This window comes from Nocardia sp. NPDC056541 (assembly GCF_042794235.1).
GTDB lineage: Bacteria > Actinomycetota > Actinomycetes > Mycobacteriales > Mycobacteriaceae > Nocardia.
Genome location: NZ_JBHTUD010000025.1, coordinates 4,561 through 20,244 on the forward strand (window position 1 = coordinate 4,561; position 15,684 = coordinate 20,244).

The following is a 15,684-nucleotide window of genomic DNA, read 5'->3' on the forward strand; positions in this document are numbered from 1 at the left end:
GCGCGTGGCATCACTGCCACGCGCACCGCTGCACACATCATCTGAACTACTTGACCTGGTACATCCAGATCTGGATGTTGGCCAGCTCGCCGGTCTCGCCCCACTTGTACTGGCGGGCGACGCCGGTGCCGTTGTAGTTACGGACGTAGTCGACCAGCTCGGCGCGGGTGACCTTGCCGGCATCGATTCCCTTGAGCAGGATCGTGGTCAGGTCGTAGCCCTCGACGGAGTAGACGCCGGGCGCCTGGCCGTTGAGCGCCTTGTAATCGGCGGAGAACTTCTCCGGCGCGGGGCTGCACGGGCACGACAGCAGCGCGTCCTTGGACGAGGAACCGGCCTGCCGGACGAACTCGGGATCGTTGGTGCCGTCGGCGGAAACGAAGGCCGCGGTCACGCCACCGGAACGCAGCTGCTGCACGAACGGTGCCGCCTCGGCGTAGTAACCGGCGTAGAAGATGGCGTCGGGCTTGGCCGCGGACAGCTTCGAGACCGCTGCCGAGAAGTCCTTGTCACCTTCCTTGACGCTCGTGGCGCAGGAGGCGTCGGCCGCGGGACCCGCGGCGGTGATGAAGGCCTTCGCCAGGCCGGCACCGTAGTCGGTGTTGTCCTGCACGACGCAGATCTTCTTGAAGCCCTTCTCACCGGTCAGGTAGTTGGCCACGGCCGGACCCTGCGAGTCGTCGTTGCCGAGGCCGCGGAAGAAGGTCTTCCAGCCGTTCTGGGTGAGCGTGGGGTTGGTGGCCGACGCCGTCAGCGTGGGCATGCCCGCCTCGCTGAGGATCTGGCCGGTCGCCTTGGTCTCACCCGAGAAGGTCGGGCCGACCAGCGCCACGATGTTCGGGTCGGCGACGATCGTCGGAACCACCTGGCTGGCGATCTGCGGCTTGCCCTCGGTGTCGAACTGCTTCACCGAGACCTGACAGTCCGGGTTGGCCTTGTTGTGCTGGTCGAGCGCCAGCTTCACTCCCATGATGATGTTGATGCCGAGGGCGGCATTGCCGCCGGTCAGCGGGCCCGCCATGCCGAGGGTCAGGGGCGCGCACTTGGCCTTGCCGTCGCCTGCGGGGTCCGCGGCCGCACCGGCGTCGGTCGTCGCGACGGCCTTACCCTGGGTATCGAGCTGAACAACCGACTGGATGGAGAGATCGGTGTTGCCGCCACCGCCGCCATCCGACGACTTGTCACTGCATCCGGACAACACCAACGACGCGGCAGCTCCGATTACCAGAACTCCCCGCGTCGACCGACTGCGCCATGTCGAACTGAGCACGTCTCACCTCTATGTCCTGTGCTCCCCGGGTTCACCGAGGGGGCCGACCACGTTCAGCCCGCAGAGAACATATCGCCGCTTTGTTAGATCCGCATCACATTCGCATCATGTCGGAGGTCGGTTGTCCAGCAATAGTTCACATTATTGTTTCGCTTACGTAAACATTTTCTGCTTTCGGCCCACGCGGCGGTAAGAGCCGAACCGCGTCACTGCGGGGTGAGGTTCTCCAGCACGACTTCGGCGACCGCCTTCATCGTCGTGCGGCGATCCATCGCCGTGCGCTGAATCCATTTGAACGCCTGCGGCTCCGAGAGCCCCTGGGTCTGCATGAGCACACCCTTGGCCCGCTCGACCAGTTTGCGCGTCTCCAAACGGTCCGAGAGATTCGCGACTTCGGTTTCCAGCGCCGTGATTTCGTGAAAACGACTGGCCGCCAGTTCGATCGCGGGGACCAGGTCGGATTTGGTGAACGGCTTCACGAGATAGGCCATCGCACCCGCGTCCCGCGCACGCTCCACCAGATCGCGCTGACTGAACGCGGTCAGGATCACCACGGGCGCAACACGTTTCGACGCGATCTCGGCGGCCGCGTCGATACCGTCACGGCGCGGCATCTTCACGTCCATGATGACCAGATCGGGGCGCAGTTCCTCGGCGAGCTCCACAGCCTGCTGTCCGTCGCCCGCTTCGCCGACGACGTCGTAGCCCTCTTCCTTGAGCATCTCGACGAGATCCATCCGGATCAAGGCCTCATCCTCGGCGACGACGACCCGCTTGGCCGCGGCCTCACGCGTGGCGCCGGCTGCATTCGTGCTCATAGGTTCGACCCCTCTGGATTCCGATGCCTGTCGATCACACCACGACTGGCGATGTAAAGAGTACCTTTTGCTTCCGCGCAGAGAATGCGCCTGCGATGAGATCGCGCACACCCTGCGCCGGATACTCCCCCGCGGAGCGCGGCTACGTACGCCGCGCTTCCGCCGTGGTGCCGAGTGTGGGACTCGAACCCACACGTCCTTCCGGACAACGGTTTTTGAGACCGTCGCGTCTGCCAGTTCCGCCAACCCGGCGCACCGCGGTCACTATAGCGTCTCGGCGCGCCGGGAAGCGAACCGCCGGTCGAACCGGACGTCGACCTGCCCCGTAGTACCTCGAAAGAGCACCTTGGAAGGGCTGCGATCATGCGCGTGCACAGAACTACGGTCGACCTGAATGCCTACCCCGACCTGGTGATGATCCTGCTCGGCATGCGTGTCCGCACCCCGCGCGGGATGCTGCGGCTGCTCGGCGTCGGCCCGAAGTTGTATCGCTCACATGCCGACCGGCCCGACGGTTTGCTGCTGCACGAGGACATCGTGTGGTCGATGTTTCCACCGCATTGGGGCGCCCGGCAGTACTGGCGCGATCTGGATTCGCTCGAGCGCTGGACGCGATCGGAACCGCACCGGCAGTGGTGGGGCGAATTCCTGCGCGATTCCGGCGGCACCGGCTTCTGGCACGAGGCCTACTTCCGCCGTGGCGGCATCGACGCGGTCTACGACGACATGTCGACCTCGACGGGGCTGGCGGCGTTCGCGCCGGTCGTCCCCGCGCGCGGGCCGATGTTCTCCACCAGGGGCCGCGTGCACGGCACTCCACCGGCCGTGCCGCCGGTCATTTCCGAATCGAATTATTACGACCGAAAAGAGTGACAACCGACACATATCACCGCGAGGTTTCTTCCCCCTATCTCGCGGGTATCACGGTCACACACAACAGATTTGCGCATCGTGAATGATGTACGGCGTTCAACCGAAAGGTGAATAAGTAGTACCGCGCTTGTGATGGTTACAATTCCGGCCTACTCCGTGACAATCGACCCGATTACGGTGTCGGTATGCACGTGCTCTTCGTCTGCAACTCCAATGTCTGCCGGTCGGTGATCGCCGAACGGCTCACCCGGGCGTTCGCGACGGAGCACGCTCTACCCGGCCTCACCGCGGAGAGCGCGGGCACCAGGGCCCTGGTCGGCTTTCCGCCCGATCCGATGGCCGCCGAGACCATCCAGGGCCTCGGCGGGGACACCGCCGGCTTCAAGGCCCGAAAGCTCAAGCCCGAGATGGTCGATCGTGCCGATCTGGTGCTGACGATGACCGATTCCTTACGCGACCAGGTCGGCGAACTGGCCTTCGGCACCGCCCCGCGCACCTTCACCCTCGCCGAGGCCCATCGCATCGCCAAGGTCACCGGTGCGAAATCCATTGCCGCACTGCACCACGCGCGCAACAACCTGGCCTATGTGGGCCGCGAGAACATCGCCGACCCGATCGGCCTCTCGCCCGCAGCGTTCCTCGAGGTCGGCGATCGAATCGCCGAATTGCTGTTTCCCGTGCTGGGCGCGCTCGCCCCCCACGAGCAGACGAAACGGGCCGGCGACACCGATCGGCCCGGCCTGGTGATAGCTCCCAGTGGACCCGGCGCCCCACTGTCGGCCTTTCTCGCCGCGCAACGCAGACGCTGAGCTAGGGCTGTTCGCCACGGCGCGCAGGGATTAGACTTCGGCGCGGACGTGGGTGGTTACCCCTTGCAGGTTCGACACACGACGGGACTACAGACTTGCCGAAACGCATTTCGGATGTTTCGCTCCATGTGTATGTGACGCCGGAGATCCTCGACCGCATCGTCGCCAGTGTCCGGACGGTTCTCGACGACCACGTGCACGAGCGTGACGTCTACGCATGGCGGTTCACCATGCCCGTCGACCCGGGCGACCCGGTGCATCACGAACTCGAATCACAGTGGCGCGGTAGCTATCCCTGCCTCGAGCCGAGCACGGAGAGCACCTACGAGATCGCGCTGAGCCTGGTCGGCGATCCGGCCGATCTCACCGACGCCGACATCGCCGACCTCGAGCGTGGGCTGGCGCTGGCCGTGTACGGAGCGGCCCCACCGCATCACGCGCACGGTGTGCCCTTCACCTTGCGCGCCCATCAGCGCACCGACGTCGTCGCACCCGAACTCGACCACGAACTGCGTTGAGCTCTCCGGCCGGATGACCTCAGCGGGGCCACACCGCGGCGCTCAGCGGGCCGGGAAGTGCCGGATGACGCCTTCCTGCACGGTCGTGGCGATCAATTCGCCTGTGCGCGAATAGAACCGGCCCGTCGCCAAACCACGCGAACCGGCCGCGACCGGCGACTCCGTGGCGTAGAGCACCCAGTCGTCGAACCGGAACGGGCGATGGAACCACATCGAGTGGTTCACCGTCGCCGCGAGAATCCGGTCCAGCCCCCACGACAAACCGTGCGTGGTGATGATCGAATCGAGCACGGTGGTGTCGGAGGAGTAGCCCAGCGCGGCCACGTGCAGCAGTTGATCGTCCGGCAACGCGCCGTCGGTGCGCATCCAGACCCGGTTGTGATTGAGCTTCTCGCCGGTGCCCTTGAGGATCCACGACGGATCGTTGGTGTAGCGCATGTCGATCGGATGCGGCGCCTTGATGAACATCTCCAGCTTGTCCTCGAAGCCGACGAAGCTCTCCTCCACCCGGGGCAGGGTTTCGGGATCCGGCACATCCGGGCCCTCGTGCGCGTGCTCCAGGCCCTTGCCCCAGTCCTGGAACGCGGCCAGCATGACGAACAGCTCCTGGCCGTCCTGGCTGGCTGTCACCGTCCGGTTGGCGAGCGCGCGGCCGTCGCGGTGGCGCTGCACGTGGTATTCGATCGGCTTCTTCACATCGCCGCCGCGCACGAAATGCGCGTTGATCGCGTGCAGCGGCCGATCCCCCGCCGTGCGTCCGGCGGCGATGATCGCCTGCGACACCAGCTGCCCGCCGAAGGTGCGGCTCCACACCTTCTCGGGGTGGTTGCCCAAGAAGGTGTCCTCGCCGATCGACTCGAGGTCGAGCAGGTCGAGCAACACCCGCAGATCGGGTGTCGGCTCGCCCTGTGTGGTCTCGATGCCGATCGAAATGCTCACTACTAGTGGTCCTCTTCGCCGATGCGGTGCACGTGGATCAGGTTGGTGGAACCGACGGTACCCGGAGGGGAACCGGCAACGATGACCACCAGGTCACCCTTGCGATAACGCTCCAGCGACAATAGCGCCTGATCCACCTGGTGGATCATCGCGTCGGTGGTGTCCACCATGGGCACGATGAACGTTTCGGTGCCCCAGGTCAGCGTGAGCTGACTGCGGACCTCCGGCATCGGGGTGAACGCCAGCAGCGGCAGCGGGGTGTGCAGGCGGGCCAGCCGACGCACGGTGTCACCGGACTGGGTGAACGCCACGAGCGCCTTGGCGTTGAGCCGCTCGCCGATGTCACGGGCGGCGTAGGAGATCACGCCGCGCTTGGTGCGCGGCACGTGGGTCAGGGGTGGCACCCGCGACGTCTCGGACTCGACCGCGGTCACGATGCGGGCCATGGTACGCACCGCGTCGATTGGCCACGCCCCAACCGAGGTCTCCCCCGACAGCATCACCGCGTCGGCGCCGTCGAGCACCGCGTTGGCGACGTCGGAGGCTTCCGCGCGGGTGGGCCGGGAGTTCTCGATCATCGATTCGAGCATCTGGGTGGCGACGATGACCGGCTTGGCGTTCTCCCGCGCCATCTGGATCGCGCGCTTCTGCACCAGCGGCACCTGCTCCAGGGGCAGCTCGACGCCGAGGTCGCCACGGGCGACCATCACCGCGTCGAAGGCCAGCACGATCGCCTCGAGGTTGTCGATCGCCTCGGGCTTCTCCAGCTTGGCGATCACCGGCACCCGGCGGCCGACGCGGTCCATGATGTCGTGCACGAGTTCGATGTCGGACGGCGACCGCACGAACGACAGCGCGATGAAGTCGACGCCCAGCTCCAGGGCGAATTCGAGGTCGGCGACGTCCTTCTCGGACAGGGCGGGCACCGACACGTTCATGCCGGGCAGCGACAGGCCCTTGTTGTTGCTCACCGGGCCGCCCTCGGTGACCCGGCAGACGACGTCGTTGCCCTCGACCGATTCCACCGTGAGGCCGACCTTGCCGTCGTCGACCAGCAGCCGGTCACCGGCCTTGGCGTCCTGCGCGAGCTCCTTGTAGGTGGTCGAGACGCGGTCGTGGGTACCGTCGACCTCGTCGACGGTGATCCGCACCTGCTCGCCGTTGGCCCACACGGTCTTGCCGTCGGCGAACCGGCCGAGGCGAATCTTGGGGCCCTGGAGGTCGGCGAGGATGCCGACCGCGCGGCCGGTCTCGTCCGAGGCCGCGCGGACCATCTTGTAGTTGTCGGCATGGTCGGCGTGGTCGCCGTGGCTGAAGTTCAGCCGGGCCACATCCATGCCGCTTTCGACGAGCTCACGAATACGATCCTGGGTAGCAGTGGCCGGGCCCAGGGTGCACACAATCTTCGTCCGTCGCATCACGGCCCCCAGCCTAATGCTCATCCGCCTTTCCGTGAATTTGGCCGGTCGGAGGGTCGTGGTCACCTGGCGACCGGACCGGCGGTTTCGGCGGGAACAGGGCCGAGCGTTCCCGATGAGTTACCCATGTGTTCACGAAATCAATGGTCACCGAACGGCGACGTGTCTGGAAAGTCTTGTTTCCAAACGACTCTGGCCGAAGCCGAGGATCAGGCAGATCACCCAGTAGTAGAGCGCCGCGACGCCGTAGAGGGCGAAGAAGTCGAAGGTGGGCGCGGCGGCCAGCTGGGCGGTGCGCAGCAATTCGGTGACCAGGATGGTCGAGGCCAGGGAGGTGTCCTTGACCAGGGAGATCAGCGTGTTCGACAGCGGGGGCACCGCGATCCGCGCGGCCTGCGGGAACACGACGTACCAGAGCGTCTGGACATAGGTCATGCCCAGCGATTCCGCCGCCTCCCACTGCCCGTGCGCCACGCTCATGATCGACGAGCGCACCACCTCCGCGGCGTACCCGCCGACGTTGAGGCTGAACGCGATCACCGCCGCCGGGAACGGATCGATGACGATCCCGAATTGCGGCAGCGCGTAGAACACGATGAACAGCTGGACCAGCAGCGGGGTGCCGCGAATGATCGAGATGTAGAAGCGGGCGGGCACCGAGAGCACCCGCCGCGTCGACATCCTCGCCAGCGCGACACCGACCGCGATGGCCAGGCCGATGACGAAGCTGACGGCCGTGAGCGGCAACGTCACCGTCACCGCGGCCTTCAGCATCGGTACCAGGTTGTGCCGGATCAGCTCCCAGGTAGCCGGATCCATCCGCTATTTGCTGACGTCGGTGCCGAAGTACTTCTCCGACAGACGAGCCAGGGTGCCGTCGGCGCGCAACTGCTCCAGCGCCTTGTCGACGTCGGCGATGAGCGCGGTGTCGTCCTTGCGGGCGGCGAAGGCCTGCTTGCTGGTCTCGCCGGTCTGCGCGGCGATCTTGATGCCGGTATCACCGGTCTTCTTGGTGTACTCACCGACCGCGAGGGTGTCGTTGACGGTGGCGTCGACCCGACCGGCCTTCAGCAGCTGCACCGCCTGCACGAATCCTTCCACCGCTTCGACTTTCGCACCCGCGCCCGACGCGACCTTGCTCCAGTTGCTGGTGGCCGACTGCGCGGTGGTCTTGCCCGCCAGACTCGCCAGCGACGTGATGGAGGTGTTGTCGGACTTGGTGACGATCACGCCCTCGGAGGTCGTGTACGGCTGCGACAGCGCGTACTTGGCCGTGCGCTCGGGGTTCACGGTGACCTGGTTGGCGACCAGATCGAAGCGCTTGGACTCGAGGCCGGCGAAGATCGAGTCCCAGGGAGTCTGCACGAATTCCACCTGCTTGCCGAGCTTCTCGCCGACCGCGCGCGCGACCTCGACGTCGTAGCCGGTGAGCGTGCCGCCCTCCTGGTAGCTGAACGGCGCGTAGGTGCCCTCGGTACCGATCTTCAGCACGTTCGGGTCGGACGCGGACGAGCAGGCCGACAGGCCCGTCGCGGCGACCACAGCGAGTACGGCGGCGGCAATGAATTTGCGCACGGACATCCCTTTCTCCGCTGCGCGTAGGGGGCACGCGCAGGCCAAGCGACGCTACGGCGCCGCCACAGACCGACACAGAGTATCGCTCACCGTGATCGGAATACCGGCGGGGAAACACGAAACGGGTGCCCCGCCGTAGCAGAACACCCGTTCATCCCCGTGCGGGCAGGAATCAGTCGCGCAGCGGGCGACCCTGCGCGTCGGGCACCTTGCCGGTGAGCATCATGATGCCGTCGATCAGCGGCCAGATGGCGCCGAGACCACAGGTCAGCCAGGTCACCGCGATCTGGGCGATGCCGAGACCGGTGTAACCGAGGTAGAAGCGACCGACGCCGAAGCTGCCGAGGAAGATCTGCAACAGACCGGCCATCAGCTTCTGCTTGTCCGAGAACGGCACGCCGTACATGTCCCGGCCGTAGGGGGCTTCCGGGTCGTTCGGGTTGTAGCCCTGCGGCATGGCCCCGTACGGCGCTGCGCCGTACCCCGGCTGCGGCTGCTGAGCGTACGGGTCGGCAGGCTGACCGTACTGCGGCTGCGGCGCACCGTACTGCGGCTGACCGTAGCCGGGCTGCTGCGGCTGCTGGGCATACGGATCAGAGGGCTGACCGTAGGCAGGCTGGCCGTACTGCGGCTGCGAACCCGAGTCGGGCTGCTTGCTCAGGTCAGGGCCGTACTGTGGATTGGGGTTGTAGGGGTCGGTCACTCATGTCCTCCATCATTCGTGCGGGTACCCGTCGTGGCCCCCGGCCAGTGGCGATCGGCCGAACGGCGGTGCGCCCGCGACGATCACGGGTCATTGTTGCCGGTCCTGCCCACCGTTGTCTTGTCGGGTGCTTCCCCGAGCTGCCCTCGCCATACCGTGGAATATCGCGGCGGGCGTCCGCAATGTTGCCGGACGCCCGCCGATTCCACGAAAACTGTCGTGGATCAGGATTTCTTCGCGTCGGTGACATCCTTCGCGTCGGCGGCGCCGACAGATTCGGACACGACATCCGCTTCTGCCGAATCCTTGTCCACCTCAGCGGAATCCGCCTTCTTCGTGACGTCGACGGCCGCGGTCTCGGAGTCCGTCGCCGCCGCGTTGTCGGCCGCACCGGCGGCGCGCAGCGCGGAGAACTGCCACGGCCAGGGGCGCGGCTCACCGTCGGGCTGCAACTGGGCCGGGGTTTCGCGGCCCTTGGTCGCCAAGGCGAAGTAGGCCATGGCGCCGAGGAAGACGAGTGCGGAGGTGAACGAGTTGATCCTGATGCCGAGGATATGGGTGGCCTCGTCGCTGCGCAGCAGCTCGACGAAGAACCGGCCGAAGCTGTAGCCCGCGACATAGAGCGCGAACAGTCGTCCGTGGCCGATCTTGTAGCGCTTGTCGAGCAGCACCAGACCGATGACGACCAGCACGTTCCAGACGAGCTCGTACAGGAAGGTCGGCTGCACGACTTCGAGCACCCGCCCGGTCGACACCCCGTTCATCATGTCCCGCGCGCCGGTCTCCGGGTCGAACCGTTCATAGATCTCCAGGCCCCACGGGAGCTCGGTGGCGCGCCCGTACAGCTCCTGGTTGAAGTAGTTGCCGAGCCGGCCGATGGCCTGGGCGAGCAGCACAGCGGGCGCGACGGCGTCGCCGAGCGCGGGCAGCGGGATCTTGTACATCCGGCAGCCGATCCAGGCACCGATGGCGCCGAAGAACACCGCGCCCCAGATGCCGAGGCCACCCTGCCAGATGTAGAGCGCCTCGACGGGATGCTTGCCCTCGCCGAAGTACTTCTGCCAGTCGGTGGCCACGTGATAGATCCGGCCGCCGACCAGGCCGAACGGCACCGCGAACATCGCGACATCGAGCACGGCGCCCGGCTGACCACCGCGCTCGCGCCACCGGCGTTCACCCCACCAGATGGCGACGACGATGCCGAGAATGATGAACAGTGCGTATGCCCGCAGCGGGAAGGGTCCGAGTTGCCAGACCCCCTGGGGCGGACTCGGAATATAGGCCAGGACTGAGTTCACCCGGCCCACGTTAGTGGAGAGCCCTACGGGCGTGTTGCCGCGACCCGGACGGTGGACGACGGGCCGGTGACGAGCGATGGGCCCGGCCGCGGATCAGCGGCCGGGCCCATCGTGCGAACTGCTAGGAGCGAACGGTCGCCGAACGCACGCCCTCGGCCAGTTCGGCCGTCAGCGCGCGCACCGCGTCGAGACCCTCCGGCACGGCCGAGACCAGCGCCGAACCGACGATCACGCCGTCGGCGTACGCGGCGATCTCGGCGGCCTGCGCCCCCGAGCGCACGCCGAGGCCGACGCCGATCGGGATGTCGGAGTGCGCGCGGATGCGCGAGCACAGCGCGGGCGCGGCCGAGGAGACCGCGTCACGGGCACCGGTCACACCCATGGTCGAGGCCGCGTAGATGAAGCCGCGGGAGGCCTCGAGGGTCTTGACCAGACGCTCCTCGGTCGACGACGGCGCGACCAGGAAGATGCGATCCAGATTGTGCGTGGCCGAGGCGACGAACCAGTCGTCGGCCTCGTCGGGGATCAGATTCGGCGTGATGATGCCGGCGCCACCGGCCGCGGCGAGATCGCGGGCGAAGGTGTCGACGCCGTATTTGAGCACCGGGTTCCAGTAGCTCATCACCACGGCCTGACCACCGGCATCGGCGATCGCCTCGACGACGGAGAACACATCGCGGACCCGCACCCCGCTGCGCAGCGCCTGCTCGGCGGCGGCCTGGATGACCGGGCCGTCCATCACGGGATCGGAGTAGGCGACGCCGACTTCGACGATGTCACAGCCGGATTCGACGAGTGCACGGCACGCGGCGATGGAGCCGGCGAGATCGGGATAACCGGCGGGCAGATAGCCGATCAGGGCGGCCCGGCCCTCGCTGCGGGCCGCGGCGAAGGTGTTCGCAAGACGCGACTGCTGACTCACTGTTGGTGCTCCTCGGCATCGTCGTCGAACAGACCGAACCAGCGCCCCGCCGTGTCCATGTCCTTGTCACCACGACCGGACAGGTTGACCAGGATGACCGCGCCCTCGCCGAGCTCCACGCCCAGCTTCAGCGCGCCCGCCACCGCGTGCGCGGACTCGATCGCCGGGATGATGCCCTCGGTGCGCGAGAGCAGCAGCAGCGCGTCCATCGCCTCGGTGTCGGTGATCGGCCGGTATTCGGCGCGGCCGATGTCCTTGAGGTGGGCGTGCTCGGGGCCCACGCCCGGGTAGTCGAGTCCGGCCGAGATCGAATGCGATTCGATGGTCTGGCCGTCTTCGTCCTGCAACAGGTACGAGTAGGCGCCCTGGAACGCACCGGGCGTGCCACCGGTGAAGGTGGCGGCGTGGCGCCCGGTTTCGACGCCGTCACCGGCCGCCTCGAAACCGACGAGGCGCACGCCCGCATCGGGGATGAAGGCATGGAAGATGCCGATGGCGTTGGAACCGCCGCCCACGCAGGCCACGACGGCGTCGGGCAGCCTGCCCGCTTGCGCCGGAAGCTGGATCTGCTCGCGCGCCTCCAAGCCGATCACGCGCTGGAAATCACGGACCAGCAGCGGGAACGGGTGCGGACCGGCGGCGGTGCCGAAGCAGTAGAACGTGTCGTCGGCGTGGGTCACCCAGTCGCGCAACGCCTCGTTGATCGCGTCCTTGAGCGTCTGCGAACCCGAGGTCACCGGGATCACCTCGGCGCCGAGCAGCCGCATGCGAGCCACATTGAGCGCCTGGCGGGCGGTGTCGACCGCACCCATGTAGACCACGCAGTCGAGGCCGAGCAGCGCGCACGCGGTAGCCGTCGCGACGCCGTGCTGGCCCGCTCCGGTCTCGGCGATGACGCGCGTCTTGCCCATCCGCTTGGCGAGCAACGCCTGACCGAGCACATTGTTGATCTTGTGCGAGCCGGTGTGGTTGAGGTCCTCACGCTTGAGGAAGATCCGCGCGCCACCCGCGTGCGCGGCCAGCCGGGTGCATTCGAACACCGGCGACGGACGGCCGGTGTAGTCGCGCTGCAGCCGGTCGAGCTCGTCGAGGAAGCCGCGATCGGTGCGGATCTTGTCGTACTCGGCGGTGACCTCTTCGATCACGGCCATCAGCGCCTCGGGGACGTGCCGTCCGCCGTAGACACCGAAGTGGCCGCCCGCGTCGGGTTCGTACTCGGAGTGCTGGGCGACACCGGCGCTCGCCGGGGGAAGCACCGTCACCGGATGCTCCGTCGGGCCGGCTTCGGGCAGGACGGGTGCGTGCCGGCGGTCACCAGTTCGGACACGGCCGAACGCGGGTTACCACTGGTCACCAGGCCTTCGCCGACGAGCACGGCATCGGCGCCCGCACCGGCGTAGGCCAGCAGGTCGGCGGTGCCGCGGATGCCGGACTCGGCCACCCGGATGACCTCCGAGGGCAGGCCGGGCGCGATCCGCGCGAACACATCGCGGTCGACCTCGAGGGTCTTGAGGTTGCGCGCGTTGATGCCGATCACCGTCGCACCGGCTTCGAGGGCGCGATCGGCCTCTTCCTCGGTGTGCACCTCCACCAGGGCGGTCATGCCGAGGGATTCGGTGCGGTCGATCAGCGAGGCGAGCACGTCCTGTTCGAGCGCGGCCACGATCAGCAGGATCACATCGGCGCCGTGGGCACGGGCCTCGTGGATCTGGTACGGGCCGACGACGAAGTCCTTGCGCAGCACCGGGATGTTCACGGCAGCGCGCACGGCGTCGAGATCGTCGAGCGATCCACCGAAGCGGCGGCCCTCGGTGAGCACGCTGATGATGCGCGCGCCCCCGTCTTCGTAGGCCTTGGCCAGCACGGCGGGATCGGGAATGTCGGCGAGCGCGCCCTTGGAGGGGCTGGCTCGCTTCACTTCCGCGATGACACCGATTCCGTCCTCGTGCAGCGCGGCGTGTGCGTCCAGCGGTCCCTTGACCGCGGCGGCAGCAGCTTTGATCGCTTGAAAATCGAGGAGGGCTTCGCGAGCGGCAACATCCGCTCGGACCCCGTCGAGAATCGAGTCGAGTACCGTCATCTGGCTCGAATCCTTTCTGGGGAGACGCACTTCTCGCCCGAGAGTCCCCTCGGGCGCTGTCTCACCGATGCTGGTAAAGAATAAATGCCCGCCGCGCGTGTCACTGCGGCGGGGGTGCTGCCGGTCACTTGTTCTCCCCGGCCGGACCGCGGTCGGCACCGGGAGTGTCCGGGGTATCGGTCGGGTCGGTGCCCGCGTCGAGCGCGTCCCACAGCACCCGGTCCGACAGCGGCGCCGCGGATCCGGTCTCCGCGTTCTGCTTGCTCACCGCGGCGCTGGCGTCGGCCTTGCGGAACACCGGGTTGTCGTATCGGTCGGAGACCTCCTCGGTGCGTTCGCCGGTGCGCCGGGTGAGCAGGATGCCCGCGGCCAGTGCCAGGCTCGCCGCGACGATCGACAGGATCGCGGGACCCAGGTGGGTGTCGGCGGAGCTGACCACCGCGCGCACCGGCAGCTCGGCCAGCGTGCCCGCCCGGTCGGCGGTCCTGCCCGCGCCGACGGCCAGCGCGAACCCCGGCACCGCGGCGGCCGCGGCCACGACCGAGATCACTACCCCGAGCAACTGCCGCAGCACACCCTTGACCGCGAACACCGCCGCGATCGAGGCGACCAGCACCAGCGCGAGCGGGGTGAGCGCGCCGAACCACACACCACCGTTGAGGTCGTCGGTGCGCGGTTCGGTGAGGCCGTCGGCCGAGTACACCGTCACCCACGTCATCCGCGAAGACGCCCACAGCCCCGCTGCCGCCAGCGCGAGCAACACAACCGGCACGATCGGCTTCGCCGCCGTGGCTCTGGCGGAATGGTCGGCCTGCACGCTCGCCGCGTCGGCGGGACGTGCGGCGGACGAGTTCGGGCCGTCGTTCGAGGAGTCCGCCGGGTCGACGGAATCGGTGTGGTCTGCTCCGGGCGTGGCCGTCACAGGTCCCCGCCTTCGTAGGTGCGCAGGGTCTGCGCCGCCGCGATCGCCTTGAGCACCGCCATGGCCTTGTTGCGGGCCTCGGTGTCCTCGTAGACCGGATCGGAGTCGGCGACCACGCCCGCGCCCGCCTGGACGTAGGCGGTGCCGTCCTTGAGCAGGGCGGTGCGGATGGCGATGGCGGTGTCGGCGTCGCCGGCGAAGTCGAGGTAGCCGACCACGCCGCCGTAGACGCCGCGCCGGGTCGGTTCCAGCTCCTCGATCAGTTCCATCGCCCGTACCTTCGGCGCACCCGACAACGTGCCGGCGGGGAAGCAGGCACGCACCGCGTCGAGTGCGATCTTGCCCTCGGCGAGCTGCCCGGACACTGTCGAGACCAGGTGCATCACGTGGCTATACCGCTCGACGTGGCGGTACTGGGTCACCTTCACCGTGCCGGGACGGCAGACCCGGCCCAGATCGTTGCGACCGAGGTCGACGAGCATCAGGTGCTCGGCGTTCTCCTTCTCGTCGGCCAGCAGGTCCTTCTCGAGCAGGATGTCGTCCTCGGCGCTCTCGCCACGCCAGCGGGTACCCGCGATCGGGTGTGTCGTGGCCACGCCGTCTTTCACGGTGACCAGCGATTCGGGACTGGAGCCGACGATCGAGAACGCGGTGCCGCCCTCGCCGTCGGGGATGTGCATCAGATACATGTACGGACTCGGGTTCGAGGCCCGCAGCATGCGGTAGACCGCCAGCGGGGACCCGGTGTAGTCCATTTCGAAGCGCTGCGAGAGCACGACCTGGAACGCCTCGCCCGCCTCGATCTCCTTGATCAGGCGGCGCACGCCGGTACCGAATTCCTCGGTGGTGCGCCTGCGCAGGAACTGCGGTTCGGGCTGGTCGAAGATCGATACCGTGGAGGGCGCGGGGGTGGCCAGCGCGGCGGTCATCCGGTCGAGCCGGGCGAGCGCGTCGTCGTAGGCCTCGTCGACCCGGGAGTCGGTGCCGTCCCAGTTCACCGCGTTGGCGATGAGGGTGATCGCGCCTTCGTGGTGGTCGAACGCGGCCAGATCGGTGGCCAGCATGAGGACCAGTTCGGGCAGCCGCAGATCGTCGGTGGCGAGCTCGGGCAGACGTTCGATCCGGCGCACCGCGTCGTAGCCGAGGAAGCCGACCATGCCGCCGGTGAGCGGCGGCAGCCCGGGCAGCCGTTCGGTGCGCAGCAGTTCGAGGGTGTCGTGCAGCACGCGCAGCGGGTCACCGCCGGTGGGTGCGTCGACGGGCACCGTGCCGAGCCAGGCGGCTTCGCCGTCGACCACGGTCAGTGCCGACGGGCTGCCCGCGCCGATGAACGACCAGCGCGACCACGAGCGCCCGTTCTCCGCGGATTCGAACAGGAAGGTGCCCGGCCGGTCGCCGGCCAGTTTGGAGTAGGCCGAGAGCGGAGTTTCGGAGTCCGCCAGCACCTTTCGGGTCACCGGGACGACCCGGTGCTCGGCGGCGAGCAGCCGGAACTGTTCGCGGGTCGTGGTGGTTGGTGTCGACGCGCCCTGCATGGGC

General features: G+C 67.7%; 16 protein-coding genes and 1 tRNA gene. 3 read left to right on the plus strand and 14 right to left on the minus strand.

Annotated features, from left to right (window positions below; translation table 11 throughout):
* Positions 1-46 precede the first annotated feature (46 nt).
* The 3 genes from ACFQ9R_RS30840 to ACFQ9R_RS30850 all read right to left on the minus strand — a co-directional run bounded on the left by ACFQ9R_RS30840 (position 47) and on the right by ACFQ9R_RS30850 (position 2,340).
* Positions 47-1,204 (minus strand): branched-chain amino acid ABC transporter substrate-binding protein, encoded by a 1,158-nt coding sequence (locus ACFQ9R_RS30840; protein ID WP_378995653.1) that lies wholly within the window; start codon positions 1,202-1,204, stop codon positions 47-49.
* Between the two features lie 272 nt (positions 1,205-1,476).
* Positions 1,477-2,088, minus strand: coding sequence for an ANTAR domain-containing response regulator (locus tag ACFQ9R_RS30845; protein WP_056824610.1), 612 nt, complete (start codon positions 2,086-2,088; stop codon positions 1,477-1,479).
* A gap of 165 nt (positions 2,089-2,253) precedes the next feature.
* Positions 2,254-2,340 (minus strand) — tRNA-Leu (locus ACFQ9R_RS30850).
* 111 nt (positions 2,341-2,451) lie between these two features.
* On the opposite strand from ACFQ9R_RS30850, the gene ACFQ9R_RS30855 reads away from it, so the two are divergent.
* From ACFQ9R_RS30855 to ACFQ9R_RS30865, 3 genes are all read left to right on the plus strand, one after another.
* Complete coding sequence (locus tag ACFQ9R_RS30855; RefSeq protein ID WP_378995656.1) at positions 2,452-2,961, plus strand: monooxygenase family protein; 510 nt, start codon at positions 2,452-2,454, stop codon at positions 2,959-2,961.
* A 185-nt stretch (positions 2,962-3,146) separates the two neighbouring features.
* Entirely contained in the window at positions 3,147-3,770 is a 624-nt protein-coding gene (locus ACFQ9R_RS30860; protein ID WP_378995659.1) for a low molecular weight phosphatase family protein, read from the plus strand.
* 134 nt (positions 3,771-3,904) lie between these two features.
* Entirely contained in the window at positions 3,905-4,288 is a 384-nt protein-coding gene (locus tag ACFQ9R_RS30865) for a hypothetical protein (protein WP_378995661.1), read from the plus strand.
* A 42-nt stretch (positions 4,289-4,330) separates the two neighbouring features.
* Here ACFQ9R_RS30865 and ACFQ9R_RS30870 read toward each other — a convergent pair whose 3' ends face one another.
* The 11 genes from ACFQ9R_RS30870 to ACFQ9R_RS30920 all read right to left on the minus strand — a co-directional run bounded on the left by ACFQ9R_RS30870 (position 4,331) and on the right by ACFQ9R_RS30920 (position 15,680).
* Positions 4,331-5,227, minus strand: coding sequence for an acyl-CoA thioesterase (locus ACFQ9R_RS30870; protein ID WP_378995663.1), 897 nt, complete (start codon positions 5,225-5,227; stop codon positions 4,331-4,333).
* Positions 5,228-5,229: 2 nt separating this feature from the next.
* Positions 5,230-6,648 (minus strand): pyruvate kinase, encoded by a 1,419-nt coding sequence (pyk, locus tag ACFQ9R_RS30875; RefSeq protein ID WP_378995802.1) that lies wholly within the window; start codon positions 6,646-6,648, stop codon positions 5,230-5,232.
* 144 nt (positions 6,649-6,792) lie between these two features.
* A complete protein-coding gene (locus ACFQ9R_RS30880; protein ID WP_378995666.1) occupies positions 6,793-7,464 on the minus strand; it encodes an amino acid ABC transporter permease in 672 nt (223 codons plus the stop codon).
* Between the two features lie 3 nt (positions 7,465-7,467).
* Complete coding sequence (locus ACFQ9R_RS30885) at positions 7,468-8,220, minus strand: amino acid ABC transporter substrate-binding protein (protein ID WP_378995804.1); 753 nt, start codon at positions 8,218-8,220, stop codon at positions 7,468-7,470.
* 172 nt (positions 8,221-8,392) lie between these two features.
* A complete protein-coding gene (locus ACFQ9R_RS30890) occupies positions 8,393-8,923 on the minus strand; it encodes an NINE protein (protein WP_378995669.1) in 531 nt (176 codons plus the stop codon).
* A 224-nt stretch (positions 8,924-9,147) separates the two neighbouring features.
* Positions 9,148-10,221 (minus strand): prolipoprotein diacylglyceryl transferase, encoded by a 1,074-nt coding sequence (gene lgt / locus ACFQ9R_RS30895; protein WP_378995671.1) that lies wholly within the window; start codon positions 10,219-10,221, stop codon positions 9,148-9,150.
* A gap of 121 nt (positions 10,222-10,342) precedes the next feature.
* Positions 10,343-11,143 carry a tryptophan synthase subunit alpha gene (trpA, locus tag ACFQ9R_RS30900; RefSeq protein ID WP_378637179.1) on the minus strand — a complete coding sequence of 267 codons (801 nt, stop codon included), beginning with the start codon at positions 11,141-11,143 and terminating at the stop codon, positions 10,343-10,345.
* Complete coding sequence (gene trpB, locus ACFQ9R_RS30905) at positions 11,140-12,405, minus strand: tryptophan synthase subunit beta (protein ID WP_378637181.1); 1,266 nt, start codon at positions 12,403-12,405, stop codon at positions 11,140-11,142. The genes trpA and trpB overlap by 4 nt, the downstream gene beginning before the upstream one ends.
* Positions 12,402-13,223 (minus strand): indole-3-glycerol phosphate synthase TrpC, encoded by an 822-nt coding sequence (trpC, locus tag ACFQ9R_RS30910; protein WP_056824640.1) that lies wholly within the window; start codon positions 13,221-13,223, stop codon positions 12,402-12,404. Before trpC ends, trpB begins: the two co-directional genes overlap by 4 nt.
* Positions 13,224-13,347: 124 nt before the next feature.
* Complete coding sequence (locus tag ACFQ9R_RS30915; RefSeq protein ID WP_378995673.1) at positions 13,348-14,145, minus strand: TIGR02234 family membrane protein; 798 nt, start codon at positions 14,143-14,145, stop codon at positions 13,348-13,350.
* Positions 14,142-15,680, minus strand: coding sequence for an anthranilate synthase component I (locus tag ACFQ9R_RS30920; protein WP_378995675.1), 1,539 nt, complete (start codon positions 15,678-15,680; stop codon positions 14,142-14,144). Before ACFQ9R_RS30920 ends, ACFQ9R_RS30915 begins: the two co-directional genes overlap by 4 nt.
* Positions 15,681-15,684 lie beyond the last annotated feature (4 nt).